This window comes from Paenibacillus albidus, assembly GCF_014644435.1.
Taxonomy (GTDB): domain Bacteria; phylum Bacillota; class Bacilli; order Paenibacillales; family Paenibacillaceae; genus Paenibacillus_AQ; species Paenibacillus_AQ albidus.
In genome coordinates, this window is sequence record NZ_BMKR01000007.1 from 285,844 (window position 1) to 303,180 (window position 17,337).

18 protein-coding genes are annotated in these 17,337 nt (G+C 52.2%); 3 read left to right on the forward strand and 15 right to left on the reverse strand.

Annotation, left to right across the window (positions count from 1 at the left end; translation table 11 throughout):
- Positions 1 to 284: 284 nt before the first annotated feature.
- The 4 genes from IEY53_RS11050 to IEY53_RS11065 all read right to left on the reverse strand — a co-directional run bounded on the left by IEY53_RS11050 (position 285) and on the right by IEY53_RS11065 (position 3,995).
- On the reverse strand, positions 285 to 1,538 hold the full coding sequence (locus IEY53_RS11050) for an aspartate kinase (protein ID WP_189024816.1): 1,254 nt from the start codon (positions 1,536 to 1,538) through the stop codon (positions 285 to 287).
- Between the two features lie 216 nt (positions 1,539 to 1,754).
- Positions 1,755 to 2,312: an elongation factor P gene (gene efp / locus IEY53_RS11055; protein WP_189024818.1), complete on the reverse strand. Its 558-nt coding sequence runs from the start codon at positions 2,310 to 2,312 to the stop codon at positions 1,755 to 1,757.
- Between the two features lie 46 nt (positions 2,313 to 2,358).
- Entirely contained in the window at positions 2,359 to 3,429 is a 1,071-nt protein-coding gene (locus IEY53_RS11060; RefSeq protein ID WP_189024820.1) for a M24 family metallopeptidase, read from the reverse strand.
- A 74-nt stretch (positions 3,430 to 3,503) separates the two neighbouring features.
- Complete coding sequence (locus tag IEY53_RS11065; protein ID WP_189024821.1) at positions 3,504 to 3,995, reverse strand: YqhR family membrane protein; 492 nt, start codon at positions 3,993 to 3,995, stop codon at positions 3,504 to 3,506.
- Positions 3,996 to 4,204: 209 nt separating this feature from the next.
- On the opposite strand from IEY53_RS11065, the gene IEY53_RS11070 reads away from it, so the two are divergent.
- Both IEY53_RS11070 and IEY53_RS11075 read left to right on the forward strand, forming a co-directional pair.
- Positions 4,205 to 5,152 carry a DUF1385 domain-containing protein gene (locus IEY53_RS11070; RefSeq protein WP_373293843.1) on the forward strand — a complete coding sequence of 316 codons (948 nt, stop codon included), beginning with the start codon at positions 4,205 to 4,207 and terminating at the stop codon, positions 5,150 to 5,152.
- Positions 5,153 to 5,159: 7 nt separating this feature from the next.
- Positions 5,160 to 5,498, forward strand: coding sequence for a 6TM ABC transporter family protein (locus IEY53_RS11075; RefSeq protein WP_189024825.1), 339 nt, complete (start codon positions 5,160 to 5,162; stop codon positions 5,496 to 5,498).
- Positions 5,499 to 5,585: 87 nt separating this feature from the next.
- On the opposite strand, the gene IEY53_RS11080 is transcribed toward IEY53_RS11075, so the two are convergent.
- From IEY53_RS11080 to mntR, 3 genes are all read right to left on the reverse strand, one after another.
- Positions 5,586 to 6,518 (reverse strand): patatin-like phospholipase family protein, encoded by a 933-nt coding sequence (locus IEY53_RS11080; RefSeq protein WP_189024827.1) that lies wholly within the window; start codon positions 6,516 to 6,518, stop codon positions 5,586 to 5,588.
- A 90-nt stretch (positions 6,519 to 6,608) separates the two neighbouring features.
- Complete coding sequence (locus IEY53_RS11085) at positions 6,609 to 8,294, reverse strand: family 10 glycosylhydrolase (RefSeq protein ID WP_189024829.1); 1,686 nt, start codon at positions 8,292 to 8,294, stop codon at positions 6,609 to 6,611.
- A 253-nt stretch (positions 8,295 to 8,547) separates the two neighbouring features.
- A complete protein-coding gene (gene mntR / locus IEY53_RS11090) occupies positions 8,548 to 8,973 on the reverse strand; it encodes a transcriptional regulator MntR (protein WP_189024831.1) in 426 nt (141 codons plus the stop codon).
- Between the two features lie 210 nt (positions 8,974 to 9,183).
- Here mntR and splB point away from each other — a divergent pair, with 210 nt between their 5' ends.
- Positions 9,184 to 10,251 (forward strand): spore photoproduct lyase, encoded by a 1,068-nt coding sequence (splB, locus tag IEY53_RS11095; protein WP_229696086.1) that lies wholly within the window; start codon positions 9,184 to 9,186, stop codon positions 10,249 to 10,251.
- A gap of 30 nt (positions 10,252 to 10,281) precedes the next feature.
- Here splB and IEY53_RS11100 read toward each other — a convergent pair whose 3' ends face one another.
- From IEY53_RS11100 to IEY53_RS11135, 8 genes are all read right to left on the reverse strand, one after another.
- Positions 10,282 to 10,995 carry a cytochrome c biogenesis CcdA family protein gene (locus IEY53_RS11100; protein WP_189024834.1) on the reverse strand — a complete coding sequence of 238 codons (714 nt, stop codon included), beginning with the start codon at positions 10,993 to 10,995 and terminating at the stop codon, positions 10,282 to 10,284.
- A gap of 66 nt (positions 10,996 to 11,061) precedes the next feature.
- Positions 11,062 to 11,865, reverse strand: coding sequence for a metal ABC transporter permease (locus tag IEY53_RS11105; protein WP_189024836.1), 804 nt, complete (start codon positions 11,863 to 11,865; stop codon positions 11,062 to 11,064).
- Between the two features lie 121 nt (positions 11,866 to 11,986).
- Entirely contained in the window at positions 11,987 to 12,736 is a 750-nt protein-coding gene (locus IEY53_RS11110; RefSeq protein ID WP_189024838.1) for a metal ABC transporter ATP-binding protein, read from the reverse strand.
- Between the two features lie 34 nt (positions 12,737 to 12,770).
- The gene (locus IEY53_RS11115) at positions 12,771 to 13,814 is read right to left on the reverse strand and encodes a metal ABC transporter solute-binding protein, Zn/Mn family (RefSeq protein WP_189024840.1); all 1,044 of its coding nucleotides are present in this window, start codon (positions 13,812 to 13,814) and stop codon (positions 12,771 to 12,773) included.
- A gap of 209 nt (positions 13,815 to 14,023) precedes the next feature.
- Positions 14,024 to 16,057, reverse strand: a complete 2,034-nt coding sequence (gene metG / locus IEY53_RS11120; protein ID WP_189024842.1) for a methionine--tRNA ligase — start codon at positions 16,055 to 16,057, stop codon at positions 14,024 to 14,026.
- Positions 16,058 to 16,161: 104 nt separating this feature from the next.
- Positions 16,162 to 16,302, reverse strand: a complete 141-nt coding sequence (locus tag IEY53_RS11125; RefSeq protein ID WP_189024844.1) for a hypothetical protein — start codon at positions 16,300 to 16,302, stop codon at positions 16,162 to 16,164.
- Positions 16,303 to 16,410: 108 nt separating this feature from the next.
- Entirely contained in the window at positions 16,411 to 16,674 is a 264-nt protein-coding gene (gene yidD / locus IEY53_RS11130) for a membrane protein insertion efficiency factor YidD (RefSeq protein ID WP_189024846.1), read from the reverse strand.
- A gap of 1 nt (position 16,675) precedes the next feature.
- On the reverse strand, positions 16,676 to 17,137 hold the full coding sequence (locus IEY53_RS11135; protein ID WP_189024848.1) for a Fur family transcriptional regulator: 462 nt from the start codon (positions 17,135 to 17,137) through the stop codon (positions 16,676 to 16,678).
- Between the last annotated feature and the right edge of the window lie 200 nt (positions 17,138 to 17,337).

The window sequence follows — 17,337 nt, forward strand, 5'->3', positions numbered from 1 at the left end:
TGAACAAACTTGCCCCCGCAGTCCCGGCTCACGCACCCTCCGAACGCAGACAACGGCCCTCACAATAACACTCTACCCGTCCGCTATCGTCTCGTAATTACCAATCCCCGGTTACTCTCATTCATTAGCAATCTGCACCCAACCCCCTATTTAACGCAGCAGTACCAGCCCGCGCACATCCCACAACTTAAAGCCCCGCAGCACCTGCCCACGCACAACCACACAACAAAAAGCCCCGCAGCCCAAGGCTGCGGGACCTCTCCTATTCATGCTAAATTCGGGTTCTACCGGCGGTCCTTCGGGCCACCAACAAACGCCTGCTCAGCGGAATCCAGATTATAGGCGGTGTGCAGCGCCTGGATGATGGTCTGCAGGTTGCCGGATTCAATGACACAAGATACCTTGATCTCGGACGTGCTGACCATTTTGATGCTGACGCCTTCTTTGGAGATCACATCGAACATTTGCGCCGCTACGCCGGGATGGCTGACCATTCCCGCCCCTACGATGGAGACCTTGACCAGATTGTCTTCGGAGGTCACTTCACGGTAAGGCAGTGAAGCATGCAGCTGTTCAATCACTTCCTTCGCCCGCGCCAGGTCGCTGAGCGCTACGGTGAAGGAGAAATCAGCCTGCTCATTCTGTACCCCGCTCTGTACGATAATATCCACATCGACGCTTTCCTCGGCCAGCTTGCCGAATACCTGCGCCAGTACCCCGGGAACATCCTGCACCCCCAGAATGCTGATACGGGCCACGTTCTTGTCATAAGCAATACCGCTGACTACTACTCCCTGCTCCATCCTTGCTTCCTCCTTTACAACAGTACCTTCATTATGGTTAAAGCTTGATCTGACGACCAGCTTGACTTGATGGCGTTTGGCATACTCCACGGCACGCGGATGCAGCACGGCTGCGCCCAGATTGGCGAGCTCCAGCATTTCATCATACGAGATTTCCTTCAGCTTCCGCGCCTTTTTTACGATCCGCGGGTCTGTGGAATAAATGCCGTCCACATCGGTATAAATCTCGCAGACATCCGCTTTGATGGCCCCCGCAAGCGCCACAGCTGTTGTATCCGAGCCTCCGCGTCCGAGCGTTGTAATCTCACCGTCCAGGGTCATTCCCTGGAATCCGGCAACGATGACGATCTGTTCACGTTCCAGCGCTTCCAGCACACGGCGCGGTACGATCTCGTTGATCCGGGCACGTCCATGTGTCTCGTCTGTGCGGAAGCCGGCCTGCCAGCCAGTGTAGGACACGGCATTCCGGCCGATCCCGTGAAGCGCGATGGACAGCAGGGCCACAGAAATCTGCTCTCCCGTCGTCATCAGCATATCCATTTCGCGGGCCGGCGGCAACGCATTCAGCTGCTTGGCCTGATCGATCAGATCATCTGTTGTATCTCCCATGGCGGACACGACCACAACGCAGCGGTGTCCCTCATCCTGCTTGTCTGCGATGCGCCCCGCAACACGCTGCATTCGTTCAATGTCGCCGACGGAGCTGCCTCCGAATTTCATAACATAAAGTGACAAAGTCCCATTCACTCCCTACCTCGGTCTATGTAGTATCCTGCGTTTGGTTTCACGCTTTAAACCAGTATAATACGAAATTCACAGTATGCGTTAATGGTTTCACAAAAAAATTCCGGGAAATTCCTGTAAAATGCCGCCCGGAAGCGCCAAAAGCCTCCACCGCAGTATGCGGGGAGGCTGGTCATCGGAGTTCAAGCTCCGTTAACGCAGATTCAACTACGCGCGGGAGACGTATTTGCCTTCACGGGTATCGATCAGCAGCACATCGCCTTCGTTAATGAAAAGAGGAACCTGAACATCCAGGCCGGTTTCGACCTTGGCGAACTTGGTTGCACCTTGAGCGGTGTTGCCCTTGATGCCCGGCTCTGTCTCCACAACCTTCAGCTCAACGCTTGTAGGCAGGTTGATTCCAAGGATTTCTCCTTTATAGCTGACAATGTTAACGGTCATGTTTTCTTTCAGGAAGTTCAATTCCCATTCCAGCTGTTTGCTGGACAATTCGAATTGGTCATACGTTTCATTGTCCATAAATACGTGATCTGCTCCGCTGGCATACAGGTACTGCACGCCGCGGTTCTCGATGATGGCGCGGCCAATCGTTTCGCCTGCACGGAAAGTGCGCTCCACAGTATTGCCGTTGCGCAGGTTCTTCAGCTTGGAGCGGACAAACGCTGCGCCTTTACCCGGCTTCACGTGCTGGAAATCAATGACGGTAAAAATATCGCCTTCCACCTCAACGGTCAAGCCTGTTTTGAAATCGTTAACTGAAATCACAAAAACCCCTCCTGGAATCACTGATTAAATTTAGAAAAAAAACGGTCTACAGTACCGTATACTCCTTGGATGAGTGCGTGAGCAGCGAAATGCCGTTCTCGGTAATCACCACGTCATCTTCAATTCTGACACCGCCGATTCCCGGCAAATAGATGCCCGGTTCCACAGTTACCACCATGCCAGGCTGCATAATCTCATCGCTGAGCTTGGACAACCTTGGCCATTCGTGCACTTCCATGCCCAGCCCGTGGCCGGTGCTGTGCCCGAATTCTGCGCCGTACCCGTAACGTGTAATAATGTCGCGGGCAAGTGCGTCACATTCCCGTCCGGTCATCCCCGGTTTGATATGCGCCAGTGTATGCAGTTGAGCCTCCAGTACGATATCATAGATCTCCTTGAGCTTTGGAGCCGGTTCCCCCAGGGCGATCGTCCGCGTGAGGTCCGAGCAGTACCCGTCCAGAAGAGCGCCGAAATCAAAGGTCACAAATTCATTGCCCTGGATAACACGGCTGCTGGCCACGCCATGCGGCAGTGCAGAACGTTCCCCGGAAGCTACAATGGTATCGAAGGACGAGGAGGTAGCTCCATGGGTGCGCATGAAGAACTCCATTTCCAGATCCACATCGCGCTCGGTCATGCCGGGCTTGATGACCTTCAGAATGTGGTTGAATGTGGCATCCGCCAGATCAGCCGCCCGCTGCATGGTAGCCAGCTCTTCCTCATCCTTGAACGTCCGCAGGTTCTCAACGGCTTTGGACACCGGAACCAGCACTGCCGGCTTCAAGGCTTCCGCATATGCGGTGTAAGCGCTGAAGGCCACATCGTCCTGCTCAAACCCGATCCGCACATTACCGCCTGACGGCAGCAATTCCCGCACCGTTTCGATAAACTTTGCTCCGTGCTCCACAATCTTAAGCCCGTCCGTCTGGTCTGCAGCCTGTGTCATATACCTGAAGTCCGTCAACAGATAACATTCGTCGCCGGTAACCAGTACATAACCCGAAGAACCTGTGAATCCGCTCAGATAGCGGCGGTTAATGCCGCTGGTTATTAACATCGCTTCCAATCCCTGTTCCTGCAAAACCTTACGCAGCTTGGAGACGCGCTTGTTGCCCATTTTCATTCTCCTCTCGAAATAGCCACATTGTATTTTAACATAGGGCCATGCCCTTGAGAAGTTTTTTCCGGCCGTCAGGCAAGCTTTGTGCTTTGTTCCCGTTTCCGTTCATCTGTATACTCCATGGCCGCTGTATATCCGATGAACATACCCCAGAGCAAAAACAGGCAAAATTCAGAGATTACCGAATTCCAGGGCAGCCGGAAAGGCGGCTGCATCAGGAAGTAACGCGATCCGCCGATGAAGATGGCCGTCCACCACAGAACCCCGTACAGGAGACCGGGGAAGGGCCCCTTGAGCTTGCGCAGTATCAGCACGTAGAGCAGCGACACAATTACTGAAAAAGCAATAAAACTCAAATATCCCGCAATCTGCCCTGCCGCTGTAAGCAGGAAATCATGCCGGAAAAACGGCTCGACCAGAAATCCCGGAATGACCTTGGTAAAACGCATCACATACATAAGCCACCGGATTCCTCCCCAGATCAGACCGGCAAAAAAACCAAGCTCCAGGGCAAAAAACCACGGATTGGTATACTGTTCCCTCTTTTGATTTGCTTTGCTCATCTTGAATGCCTCACTTTCTTGACTGGTTTATAGGCTGACAGCCTTTCCATCCTACTGCTAGTATGCTCAGCAAAAGGCAATCCAACTAGTAATGTCCTTAAAAATTAGTTACAATGGATATATCTAAAATCATATTAATTTACGGGAAGGTGAATTGGTTGTCCCAGGAAACTCCCAGTTACGGCGGCCAAGCCGTTATCGAAGGTGTCATGTTCGGCGGCAAGCATGTTAACGTAACAGCCGTACGGCGGAAGAATCAGGAAATCACATTTTTGGAGGTGCCGAGAAGCGATAAGAGCTGGGTCACTAAGCTGCGCAAGATTCCGTTTCTTCGCGGCCTTGTCAGTATTATAGATTCCAGTGCCAAGGGCTCGAAGCATTTAAATTATTCCGCAGAGTCTTATGCCGAGGATGAGACGGAGCCGGAAGAGCAGGCCAAAGCCCAGGAGAAGAAAGCCAAGAAAGAGGAAGGCTGGAGTCTTGGCATGATATTCGGCGTGGCAGTCATGGGAATACTTTCGTTTCTGTTCGGCAAAGTTATTTTCACGCTAGTGCCGGTACTTGTAGAGGATTTTTTCTTCGGAAAAGCATTTGATAACTATGTTCTGCACAACCTGGTAGAAGGCGGTATTAAGCTGATCCTGCTCCTTGTGTATCTGTGGGCCATCTCGCAGACCCCTGTCATCAAGCGGCTGTTCCAGTATCATGGAGCCGAGCACAAGGTGATCAGTGCGTTTGAAGCAGGCGAAGAGCTGACTGTTAGCAATGTTCAGAAGTACAGCCGCCTGCATTACCGCTGCGGCAGCAGCTTCATGATGTTGACGATTGTGCTTGGCGTAATCATTTACTCCGTAGTGCCTTGGGATAGTCTCATGGAGCGGATCGTACAGCGGCTGGTCCTTCTGCCTGTCGTGATCGGCGTATCGTTTGAGGTTCTGAAGGGAACCAACGCCGTCAAAGATGTGCCGGGTCTCAAATATCTGGGCTATCCCGGATTATGGCTGCAGCTGCTGACGACCAAAGAACCCAAGGACGATCAGGTGGAAGTATCCATCGCTTCTTTCAACCGCATGCGGGAGCTTGATGCCGCAATTGAAGCCAGAGGGTATGCGGAGGCAAGTGTGTCAGGCGGCATATTAGATCCTGCGAAAGGATGAGGGGCCCATGTTCAGACATGCTTTGATATTTTGGATCTCGGTAACACTCGCGGTGATTGGACTGGTCACAGGAGTTATGAATTACGGTCTCGGCTCGCTTTCCTTTCTGATTTTTCCCTTGCTGCTCATCGGGGTCCTGTTCTATGCCTATAGAATAGCTCCGGGCAGATCACCCCGCGGCGGCGGGTCCAAGGTGAAGGTGAAGCCTTCCCAGAAGACCATGGCCAAGGTAGCCGGTCTTCGTAAAACCCAGACCCCGGCCAGCGGCAAGCGCAAAACCTACCCCTTCCAGGTCATTGAAGGCAGTAAAGGCAAAAACGACGAACAGCTTCCCAAGTATCACTAAAGACCCAATCAGCAAAAAGCATCTCCACGTTGTTGCTTACACAACGTGAGAGATGCTTTTTTTGTGCTGTCAGGGTGCCGGAAGCCTTTAGCGGGGCCGCCAGTTCCGGAAAAACTCCTCCCCCGCCTGCACACCGGCCGCATAGAGGGCATCACTTTGTTCCGGTGTGATCTCGAACTGGGTGGTGGCGATGCCCAGAGTAGGGATTTTGACCGTCCGCACAAACTTCTCCTCTTCAATGTAGCGTTCGTCGTGAGCCGATACCATGGTGCCCACCAAGGCTTGCAGCATCGAAAAGGGGCCCCGGATCCGGTGTGGCTGCGGCTCCGCCCTGCCGATCATCTGATAGCCCACCGTAGGCACCCTGGTGCCTGAAGCCACCAGCCCCTCCTTTTTCTCATCAAACAGCCATAAGGGAAAGTTGCTTAGCAAACCGCCATCCACCATATACACAAACTGCTCCGCGAATGATTTCCCCTTGGCCGCCTGCCCGCTTTGCCTCAGCATCACCGGGTCAAAGAAGTAGGGGATGCTGCAGCTCATGCGTACCGCTTTGGCAACCGCAAACTGATCGGGGGAAATACCGTAATCCTCCAGATCCCGGGGCAGCACGACAATACGTCCGTTGGTTATATCAGAGACAATGATAGACAGCTTGCCTTGGGGCAGATCGCGAAAGGTAACCACCCCTTTTTGCATAAGCAGTCCATGTATCCAGGCTTCCAGCGCCTCGCCCGAGTAGAGTCCCTTCATGATAAGTACGCGCAGTGCAGGGCCGATAACCGCCGTGTTATAGATCGCTCCCCGTTTCAGAAAGGAAGCAAAAGAAGTGTTTTGAATAATGCCGCTCATCTCTTTACCGCTATAACCTGCGGCGAGCAGACTGGCCACAATGGACCCCGAGGAGGTCCCCGCCACTTTGTTAAATGTCCGGCCGGCCTTTTCCGTTGCCGTTACGGCGCCTGCAAGTGAAATCCCTTTTACGCCACCGCCTTCAAACACCGCATTAATCTTTTCCATAGAGAAACCTCCCCCGTTCCCATAGATCCTATTGCTTATCTATGAGCACGGGAGAGGTTTCATGACTCACTATAGAAATGTCCTCTAGGTTCAGGAGTGAAAATAAAAGGTGAGCTGGCTGGCAAGCCCAAATGGGTTCCGGGTCACAATATCGCCGGCCCTGAACATGATACTGCCCGCTACCTTCTCGTATTTCTCATTGTATTTCAGCTGGTTGATCATTTGCTCGGCACTTTGCCATTCCGCACTTTGATCACTCGCCCCCACTTTGTAGGCAGCCAGGCCAATGTAGAGCTTCACGTTCGTTCCCTCTACCTCTTTTACCCACCAGTCCACCAATTTATCGTAACGGGCTGCGCTAAAAGACAAGCTCCAGTAAATCTGCGGAGCAACATAGTCGATCCAGTCCTCCTTAATCCAGGTCCGCACATCCGCATACATACTGTCATAAGCGGTGACGCCGGCGGCAGTGTCTGATCCGGTGCTGTCCATCTTGATGTTCCTCCAGACGCCGAACGGACTGATACCGTAGGAGACCGAAGGCTTAGCACTGCGGATCTGGACGCCAAGCTGGCGGACGAACTCATTGATATTATCACGGCGCCAGTTCTCTTTGGTAGCAATCGCCTTGGCGTTGTACGCTTTATAAGCCGCATCGTCCGCAAAGCTTACATTGGATGGGTAGAAATAATCATCCAGATGCACCCCGTCAACCTCATAGCCCCGGACTACTTCCATTACGGTATCTATAATATGCTGACGCGCTTCCGGGATACCCGGATTCAGATACAGCTTGCCTCCGGCTTTGACGATCCAATCCGGATGGGCCTTGGCAACGTTATTGCTGGCCAGGGATGCCAGTGTAGCTGCTTTGTCATCGGTTGTTACCCGGAAGGGGTTGAACCAGGCATGAAGCTCCATGTCCCGGGAATGGGCCGCACTTACCATATATTCCAGCGGATCATAGCCGGGATCTTTGCCCTGGGTACCGGTCAGCACCTTGGACCAGGGAACAAGCTTGGAAGCATACAAGCTGTCTGCCGAGGGGCGAACCTGTACGAACACAGCATTGAAACCCACTGCCTTCAGCTTGTCCAGCAGGGCGTCGAATTCCTGCTTCTGCTTGCTCACATTGCCTGCAGATGAGGTCGTGGGATAGTCCAGGTTGAACACCGTTGAGATCCAGACTCCCTTCATCTCCTTGCCTGTGCTTCCTCCGGGAACAGACGGCAACGGCGGCGTACTGGGCTGAGGTACTACTGGAGGTGCTGTCGGTAAAGGTACTGTGGGTACAGTGGGTACATCAGGCACAACCGGGTCCGCAGCCTGTGGCGGCTCAGCACCCGAATATAAAGAAATATGCTTGGCTGCCTGATTCCAAACCACCTGCAATCCAAGCTGCTCGCTGACAAAGCGGATCGGCACCATCACACGGCCCTGCTTAATCTGCACCGAAGTATCAAGGGCTACAGACACATTATTGACAAAAGCTGACTTCATGCCGCTGGTTAGCTTAAGTACAGTATCGTCTTTTGTGATTGTCACTGTCTTGCTGCTCTGGTTCCACTGAACAACGGCACCTAATCCTTGGCTGATTACATTAATGGGAACCATCGTTACATTCGAAGCTGTGATATAAGGCGGCACATCACTGGTTAGCGCTTCTCCATCCAGTTCAAGGGTAATCTTCACGGCCGCCGCCCGGGCCCATTCCGAGCCGATAGGCAGGCACAGCACAACAATCAGCAATCCCAACATCCATTTACGGTAATTCATAGTTCCTCCCCAAATAAAAAAATGATATATACAAAAAAAGAAACGGCCTCTCGCCCACCGGGAACGATTGTCCGTTTCTGTAGCCCAAACGGTACCCATCCATAAAAGGCCGGTATCCGTTTTGACGTAAATTATTGGAAAAGGTTGCGGTAAAGCAAGAAGAAATGGCTATACTGCCTGAAGAATATGCTCAGCAAGCCTTGGTAAGCATACCTTACAGGACAGTCAAGCATTGCCGGGTAAACCGCTAGAATCAGGAATCACTCGCTATTTCATGGTGAATATCGTATAAAGCCTGCAGACGTGTTTCGTCACGGCGGAAATACTCCACCAGTGTCTCAATGCGGGTAATGGAATCCCAGCTTAGATGGTGTTCAATGCCTTCCACATCTTTATAGATTTGTTCCGGTTGCACGCCGATGAGCCCCAGGAATTCCTCCAGCAGCTGATGGCGGTCCACAAGACGTTTTCCTACTTTTTTACCTTTGGTGGTCAGGACAAGCCCACGATATTTCTCATAGATGAGATATTCGTCCTTATCCAGTTTTTGGATCATTTTGGTCACAGAGGAGGGGTGTACTTCCAGTCCCTCGGCAATATCCGAGACCCGCGCATATCCTTTCTCGTCAATGAGCTTGTATATGCGCTCCAAATAATCCTCCATGCTGGGTGTTGGCATCAAATTTTACCTCTTTTCTATAATAAGCATGGCGCTAAAGCCAAACCTTGTCTAACAATGATACATGTTTCTGCCGCCGCTTGGCAAGTCCTGTACGGCAAACCCGCTGTGACTTGCCCAGGATTCCCATGGTTTCATCCCGCTGCGAATCGGCACAATATCTATATCCCCCAAGAGAAGGAGCGTGATCTCATGTCTGTGTCCACAGGAATGGCTGAACGCCCTCCCGCCCAAAGGAAATCCAAAAAACCTACCGGTCTTTTCATTCCCGAGCTTGTTTTTTTCGAGCCGAATGCCCTCAACTATCCCAAGGGCGAACGTATTATGGAATGGGTCAAGGCCCAAGGCATCCCCTACCGCATGACGACTTCACATAACCGCATCACGAATCTGCCGGGCGAAACCGAGACCGAGCAATATAAGATTGCCAAAAGAACGCTTGTTGTCGGTGTACGCAAAACCTTAACCTTTGACCAATCCAAGCCGTCGGCCGATTATGCAATCCCTATTGCCACGGGCTGTATGGGACACTGCCATTATTGTTATCTTCAGACTACCCTGGGGGCGAAGCCCTATATTCGGGTGTATGTGAATACAGATGAGGTCATAAACGCCGCCAAGAAGTATATTGAGGCACAAGCTCCGGGCATTACGACCTTTGAAGCGGCCTGTACCTCCGACCCGCTGGGACTGGAGCACATCACGGGATCTCTTGCAGAGCTGATTACCTTCATGGCGCAAGAGCCGCTCGGCCGGCTCCGTTTCGTCACCAAATATCAGCATGTTGAGCCTTTGCTCGGCCTGAAGCATAACGGCCATACGCGGATCCGGTTCAGCATTAATGCCGATTATGTGATCAGGAATTTTGAACCGGCCACCTCCCGCTTTGAGGAACGGATTGAAGCAGCCGGCAAGGTCGCCAAAGCCGGTTATCCGCTCGGCTTCATCATCGCCCCCATCATTTGGCATGACGGCTGGGAGGAAGGCTACAGCGAACTCCTGGCGAAGCTGGCAGCAGCCCTGCCTCAAGGCACAGGTAATGGGCTGACCTTTGAAATGATTCAGCACCGCTTCACCAAGACGGCCAAAAGCTTGATCGAGAAACGTTACCCCAAATCCAAGCTGGAAATGGACATGGAGAAGCGCAAAATGAAATGGGGCCGCTGGGGACAGTACAAATATGTATACCCTGACGAACAGCAAACCGCCCTGCGCGAATGGATCACAGAGCGGATTTTTGAACATTTCCCGGAAGCACGGATAGATTATTTCACTTAAAAGGAAACATCGGCAGCCCGGACTGAAGGATTAAATAATCAGCCAGTCCGGAGTAATACCCTGCAGCCACACTGTAATCCGGAACATTTGATCCGTAAATAGCAGTATGCCCATTAACACCATGATTACACCGCCGACTTTCATGAGCAGATTGGAATATTTCAGAATCCGGCGTGCACCGCCCAGGAAAAAGGCCAAAATAAAAAACGGCAGTGCGAATCCGAGACTGTAAGCTGTAATCAGTGAAAACCACGTTCCCGGCTCACTGGCTGAAAGAGCGATAATGGCGGTAAGAATCGGCCCGATACAGGGCGACCAGCCTGCGGAGAACCCGATTCCAAAGATAAAGGAGCCGAGGTAGCCCGCCGGCTTCCATTTCAGATCCAGCTTGCGCTCCCGCAGCAGAAACTGCGGCTGAAACACCCCCAGCAGAAAAAGCCCCATTCCAATAATCAGAATGGCCGACAGCTGGCGGATCAAGTCGCGTTGACCATTGAAAAAATTCCCGAATATCCCAGCCCCGAAGCCCAGTGTATAGAACACAGCAGAAAACCCCAATATAAAAGCCAAGGTGTGGGTCAGCGTCCGGAAACGGATTTCTTTGGTATTGCTGCCTGTTTTTAATTCTTGAACGGACAAGCCGGTAATATAGGATAAATAGGACGGGTACAGCGGCAGACAACAAGGTGAAATAAAAGACGCCAATCCGGCGGCAAACGCGATTCCAGCATTGATGTTGGACATTGAGTTGACAGCTCTCCTTCCCGGGCTTGTATCTTCCATTTATAATCCTATGTGCCTGGCGCGTAGTTATGCGGGCAATCCTTTTTTGCCGATCAGTGTAAGCGCCAGGAGGGCAATCAGCAGCAGGACAATTGTCGCCCCGGGTGCCAGATTCCAGATTCCGGCGACTACCAGCCCGCCTACCACGGCGATCTCGGCAATAATGACGGACAAGATCACGGAGGACTTGAAGCTGCGGGAGAGCAGCAGGCTGATCGCCACCGGAATCGTCAGCAGTGCGGACACCAGCAGGGAGCCGACGATTTTGATGGCGGTACTGATCACCAGCGCCGTCAGGATGGTGATGAGCATATTAAGCAGCTTTACCGGCAGACCGCTTACGCTGGCCGCGTCCTCCTCAAAGCTGAGCAGAAAAAACTCCTTAAAAAACAATGTAACCACGACAACTACAGCAATCGTCACAAGGCCAACGACGATCAAATCCATATTGTCGAGTGTGTAGATACTCCCGAACAAATAGCTCATCACGTCTGCATTATACCCTTTGCCCAAAGTAAAAAAAAGTGAAGCCAGCGCCACACCGCCCGACATAATAATCGCTATCGAGAGCTCAGCGTAGCTTTTATATGCCTTGCGCAGCTTCTCAATGGCAAAGGACGCAGCTACCGCAAAGATCAGACCGGCCCCCAGTGGGTAAAAGCCGGTTAAAAAACCAAGGGCCACCCCGGCAATCGTGACATGCGCCAGCGTATCCCCGATCATGGATAACCGTCTAAGCACAAGAAAAACGCCTATAAGCGGCGCTGTAATGCCAATCAGCAGTCCGCCCGCAAGCGCCCGCTGAAAAAAATCACTGAATAAAATTTCCAAGAGTAACTTCTCCTTTTTTCGATCCCTCCCAAACCCTCCCTTTCTTCAAGGGAGGGCTCCAAAGGGCCACGCCCTCTACAGAACCTGCTTAGGGCAATTGGCTTGGGAGACTGATAAACAATTAGACCAGAGTATGCTGCAGGTTCTCTTCGACGCAGTCCTGAGCCTCGTGGGAATGGCGGCAGTAGAAGTTGATTTTGCCATTGCTCTGCACCGGCTCATGGCCCAGATAATTCTTGATCATGTCGATATCATGCGACACCATCAGAAAGGTCATATGATGATGGGCATGCATATGCATAATGAGATCGAAGAAACCGGCCTGGGTCTCGGCATCAATCCCGACCGTAGGCTCGTCCAGAATCAACAGATCCGGATGGTTAATCAGGGCCCGGGCCAGGAATACGCGCTGCTGCTGGCCGCCGGACAGCTGGCCTACTCTTTTTTCGGCAATATCCTGAATACGCATCACTTCAAGCGCATCATCACACTGCTGCTGCTGCGCCTTGGATACCCGGCGGATCAGATTTTTATTATTGTACAGACCGGACAGCACGACTTCACGCACAGTAGCGGGAAAAAGCGGATTGAACGCATTTTTTTGCGGGACATACCCGAGCCGCTCCCAGTCCTTGAACTTCCTGACTGGCTCACCGAATAAACGAATCTCACCGCTGCTGGCGGGCAAGAGCCCGACAATCATCTTCAGCAAGGTCGTTTTGCCCGCGCCATTCGAACCGATAATACCCAGAAAATCCCGTTCTTTAACCGTGTAATTCAGACCCGAGATCACTTTCTGCTCTCCGTAGGAGAAGGAAAGATCCTCGATTTCAATCATATGCTGATGGCAGTCCAGGGAACCCGGTTTCATAATGAAATACCGCCTTTCACTTATACTATCCTTTTTATTGTAAAGCCAGAATCAGATTTTGCAAATTTTTCTCCATCAGCGTGAAATAATTCTCGCCATTTTTGGCCTGCTCCTCCGTAAGCCCCTCCACAGGATTCAGCACCATCGTCTCAACACCCGCCTCATTTGCCAGCGTTTTGGCCAGCTTATCGGAGACCAGTTCTTCGAAAAAGATATATTTGATTCCTTCTGTCTTCACTGTATTGGCCAGCTCCACCAAATCCTGTCCACGCGGCTCCGAATCCGGGGACAAGCCCATAATCGCATGTTGGGTCAATCCATAATCACGTGCCATGTATGAAAAGGCTTGATGGGAAACCACAATTTCCTTGTTTGGCACTTTGGCAAGCTCGTCCCGGAATTTGTTATCCAGCGTCTGGAGACGTTCAGCTAGCTTGGCATAACGCTCCTCGTAGCCTTCTTTATGCGCCGGATCTGCAGTTAGCAGACTGTTCTTGATATTCTCGGCCATGATTAGCGCAGACTTGGGACTTACCCAGGTATGCGGGTCAGTATGCAGACTGTCGCTATGCTCATCAGCATGCTCATCGGCGTGCTCACCTGCATGCTCGTCGGTGTGCTCTTCGCCATGCTCATCAGCATGCTCGTCGGCATGTCCCTCCTCGTTCCCGCCGTGATCATGTTCATGCTCTTCATCGGTCATAATATAGTCAATGCCTGTGCTGACTTCGACGGCCTGCACTTTGCTCCCGCTATCCAGACCCTTGAGGAAATTCGGAACCCAGCCCTCGAGGCCGGCACCATTATACAGAAACAGCTGCGCTTTGGAGGTATTAACAATATCCTGGCTGCGCGGTGTCCAGTCATGCGGCTCTACGCCTACCGGCAGCAGGTTGATGATGTTCACATCTTCGCCGCCGATCTCCTGTGCGAACTCATATATTGGATAAAAAGTAGTTACTACATTCACTTTTCCCTCAACAATATTTCCACTGCTCTTCGCACCGCATCCCGCAAGCACCAGAACCAGCATCATAACCAGCAGAAGTTGTCCACTACGTGGCAATTTTGAAATCATAATTTCCATCGACCCCTTAAATCGTAATCATTACTATGAGCATTATAAGGGGGATCGTTCAGAAAAGTCAACTCTTCATCTCGTAAAGAACTTCAATCTTTGAGGAGCAGCGAAAAAAAGGAATGCCCTCAGCCGCCAATCCGGCTTAAGACATTCCCCTGTTCATGTTACCCATTCTCTGGCTGATCTCCCGATAGCTAAGGTCTGCTTTATTTCACTACCGCCCCGTTAGGCATACTGTCCGGAACGGTTGCGATCGTAAGCTGATCGCCTTTGGAAGCAGCCAGGATCATCCCTTGCGACAGCTCGCCGCGCAGCTTCACAGGCTTCAGGTTCACGATGCAGATGACCTTGCGGCCCACAAGTTCTTCCGGCGTGTAGAATTTGGCAATGCCGGACACTACCTGCCGCTGCTCGTAGCCCAGATCAAGCTGCAGTTTGAGCAGCTTATCGGCTTTTTTCACCGGCTCTGCGGCGATGACCTGAGCCACCCGCAGTTCGGCTTTGGCGAAATCGTCGATGCCGATCTCCTCTTTATGCTCTTCCTCCGGCTCGGCCGCCGCAGCTGAAGCCGCCCCGCCTTCAGCTAGGGCCGGAGCCGCCTCCGCCTGTTCAGCTGCGGCTTTGCCGCCGCCCATGGCTTCGGCAATATAAGCCACTTCCTGCTCCACATCCAGCCGCGGGAAGATAGGGTTACCCTTCACCAGCTTCGTTCCGGCAGGAATGAGGCCAAAGGTACGGCCGCTGTCCCAGGTGGTCAGCTCGCCGGGCGTAAGGCCCAGCTGTTCCCAAATCTTGGCCGGTGCTTCCGTCAGGAACGGCTGCAGCAGGATGGACGCTGTGCGCAGGCCTTCGACAAGATGTCTCATCACAGAGGCCAGCTCCGGCGTTCTGCTCTCCTCTTTGGCGAGCACCCAAGGCTGGGTCTCGTCAATATACTTGTTCGTGCGGCTAATGAAAGCCCCAATGGCGGCCAGGGCTACGGAGAATTCCATGCTCTCCATCGCTTCCTCCACTTTGGCGTATGTGCTCTGTGCCGCAGCCTCAAGCTCGCCGTCGAAGGCTGTCACTTTTCCTGCATAAGCCGGGAGCTCGCCGCCAAAATATTTCTCCACCATAGCGCCGGTCCGGTTAAGCAGGTTCCCGAGATCGTTGGCCAAATCGTAATTGACACGGTCCACAAAACTTTCGGGAGTGAACGTGCCATCCGAACCAAACGGTACCTCGCGCAGCAGATAGTAACGCAGTGCATCCAGGCCATAGCGGTCAATCAGGGTCACAGGGTCCACGACATTGCCCTTGGACTTCGACATTTTGCCATCCTTCATCAGCAGCCAGCCATGCGCAAACACCTTCTTGGGCAGCCGCTCGCCTAGCGCCATCAGGATAATCGGCCAATAGATGGTATGGAAACGCACGATTTCCTTGCCGACAATATGCACATCCGCAGGCCAGAATTTATCGTACAAACTGCGGTCTTCAGAACCGTAGCCCAGCGCCGTAATATAATTTGTGAGCGCATCAATCCACACATAAACGACATGCTTCTCGTCGCCTTTGACCTTAATCCCCCAGTCAAACGTGGTACGGGAGACCGCCAGGTCCTCAAGACCCGGCTTGATGAAGTTGTTGATCATTTCGTTCTTGCGGGATTCCGGCTGAATAAACTCCGGATTCTCCTCATAATACTGGATCAGCCGGTCGGCATATTTGCTCATCCGGAAAAAATAACTTGCTTCCTTAACAAGTTCAACCGGATGTCCGCTGTCGGGGCTTTTTCCGCCAATTATGGTACCGGCAGCATCACGCTCAATATCCACCAGTTGGGTTTCCGTATAAAAAGTTTCATCGGGAATGCTGTACCAGCCTTCATATTCCCCTTTATAAATGTCGCCTTGCTGCAGCAGCCGGTCAAAAATATCCTGCACCACTTGTTTGTGCCGCTCTTCGGTCGTACGGATGAAATCATCGTTGGAGATGTCCAGCTTGCGCCAGAGGTCCTTGATGCCAACTACAATGTCATCCACGAACTGCTGTGGGGTCTTTCCCGCGTCTGCGGCTTTGCGTTCAATCTTTTGGCCATGCTCATCAGTCCCGGTCAGATAGCGGACCTCATAGCCGCGCAGGCGCTTGTAGCGGGCCATTGCATCACCGGCCACGGTCGAATACGCATGCCCGATATGCAGCTTGTCACTCGGATAATAAATCGGTGTCGTCAAATAAAAGGTTTTCTTCTCACTCATGGATTGTCGTCATCCTTTCTTGATTGCAAAAGACAAAAAACTCCCGCCCCCTATATGGGGCGAGAGTAGAACTCACGCGATACCACCCAAAATTCCCTGTCTCTTCACAGAGCACAGGCTTCATCAGTTACCCGCAAAGGGAACTGTCCATTAACGCTGGAACACGCCGTGGTCTTACGCCGCCAAGAATCAGCCTGCCGCTCGAACCCGGTTCCTCCCGGACCATATTCAATCTGACGCTCCATACCGGCTTGCAGCTGTAACCGGCTCTCTGTAATGGTGTCGCGATCTACTCATCCGTTCCTCGGAAATCATCTTATTATTGAAAATATAACCAATAAACAGGCGGCCTGTCAAGTTCGGTGCGGTTCTGTCACTGACGGCGCTGCATCCTTGCGGGGCGGGACCGGGTCCAGTCCGCCTGGATGGAAGGGCTGGCATCTGGCAATCCGTTTGGCAGCCAGCCAGGATCCTTTAAGCGGACCATGGACTTCAATGGCTTCCAGCGCATAGGCCGAGCAGGTAGGATAAAAGCGGCAGGTTGCAGGCTTCAGCGGCGAAATGTACTTACGGTACACCCGAATCGGCGCCTGCAGCGTTTTACGTGCGACACTCATCTTATCGCCCTTCTTTGCTGCGCTGAGCCGTTACTGTCTCTTCTTCCCGTTCCTCTTCACATTCCTTACAGTAACCGAACACCTCAAATTTATGCTTGACGACCCGGAACTCATCCGGGGTATCCGTTAAGTTCATCGGACAGAAATGAATCGGGTACGTCTTCTGGCATTGCAGACAGATCAAATGGTGATGATGCTCGTGCTGGCTGCAGCTTCCCTTGAACTTCACGCCGTCTTCAAAGACCACCTGTTCCAGAACGCCGAGCTCCTCCATTACACGCAGGTTGCGGTATACCGTATCAAAGCTAAGTCCGCTGTACTTGCGTCCCATATGCTCATATACATCCTTTGCCGACAAATATCCCGCATTCTCGCCGAATAGCTTGGCAAGCGTTTTGCGCTGGTCGGTGATTCGCAGTCCCTGCCCCGACATGGCTTCCAAGATTTCTGCTGTCGACAGCATACGCTCATCTCCCATAACATAAGTTCATTTCTTTGGCACTCTCTTAATAATGCCCCAAAATAAATGCCCCGTCAATGAAGCACTGCTTAACCGCCAATCCTTTAACCAAGTAGAAACGGCTACACCGTCCTTATAAGGACGGTCAGATTGTCGAGAAACCCAGGTCATTTCTTTGACTCTGGGTTTCTTTTTACGTTCAG

Excerpts from the sequence above, each read along its gene's own strand:
- IEY53_RS11085 (WP_189024829.1), bottom strand. The coding sequence starts at position 8,294 with ATGAATTACCGTAAATGGATGTTGGGATTGCTGATTGTTGTGCTGTGC.
- IEY53_RS11125 (WP_189024844.1), bottom strand. The coding sequence starts at position 16,302 with ATGGAGCGTCAGATTGAATATGGTCCGGGAGGAACCGGGTTCGAGCGG.
- IEY53_RS11135 (WP_189024848.1), bottom strand. The coding sequence starts at position 17,137 with ATGCTGTCGACAGCAGAAATCTTGGAAGCCATGTCGGGGCAGGGACTG.
- splB (WP_229696086.1), top strand. The coding sequence starts at position 9,184 with ATGGCTGAACGCCCTCCCGCCCAAAGGAAATCCAAAAAACCTACCGGT.
- IEY53_RS11060 (WP_189024820.1), bottom strand. The coding sequence starts at position 3,429 with ATGGGCAACAAGCGCGTCTCCAAGCTGCGTAAGGTTTTGCAGGAACAG.
- IEY53_RS11080 (WP_189024827.1), bottom strand. The coding sequence starts at position 6,518 with ATGGAAAAGATTAATGCGGTGTTTGAAGGCGGTGGCGTAAAAGGGATT.
- metG (WP_189024842.1), bottom strand. The coding sequence starts at position 16,057 with ATGAGTGAGAAGAAAACCTTTTATTTGACGACACCGATTTATTATCCG.
- IEY53_RS11070 (WP_373293843.1), top strand. The coding sequence starts at position 4,205 with ATGTTCGGCGGCAAGCATGTTAACGTAACAGCCGTACGGCGGAAGAAT.
- mntR (WP_189024831.1), bottom strand. The coding sequence starts at position 8,973 with ATGCCAACACCCAGCATGGAGGATTATTTGGAGCGCATATACAAGCTC.
- IEY53_RS11110 (WP_189024838.1), bottom strand. The coding sequence starts at position 12,736 with ATGAAACCGGGTTCCCTGGACTGCCATCAGCATATGATTGAAATCGAG.
- IEY53_RS11115 (WP_189024840.1), bottom strand. The coding sequence starts at position 13,814 with ATGATTTCAAAATTGCCACGTAGTGGACAACTTCTGCTGGTTATGATG.
- IEY53_RS11075 (WP_189024825.1), top strand. The coding sequence starts at position 5,160 with ATGTTCAGACATGCTTTGATATTTTGGATCTCGGTAACACTCGCGGTG.
- yidD (WP_189024846.1), bottom strand. The coding sequence starts at position 16,674 with ATGAGTGTCGCACGTAAAACGCTGCAGGCGCCGATTCGGGTGTACCGT.
- IEY53_RS11065 (WP_189024821.1), bottom strand. The coding sequence starts at position 3,995 with ATGAGCAAAGCAAATCAAAAGAGGGAACAGTATACCAATCCGTGGTTT.
- IEY53_RS11100 (WP_189024834.1), bottom strand. The coding sequence starts at position 10,995 with ATGTCCAACATCAATGCTGGAATCGCGTTTGCCGCCGGATTGGCGTCT.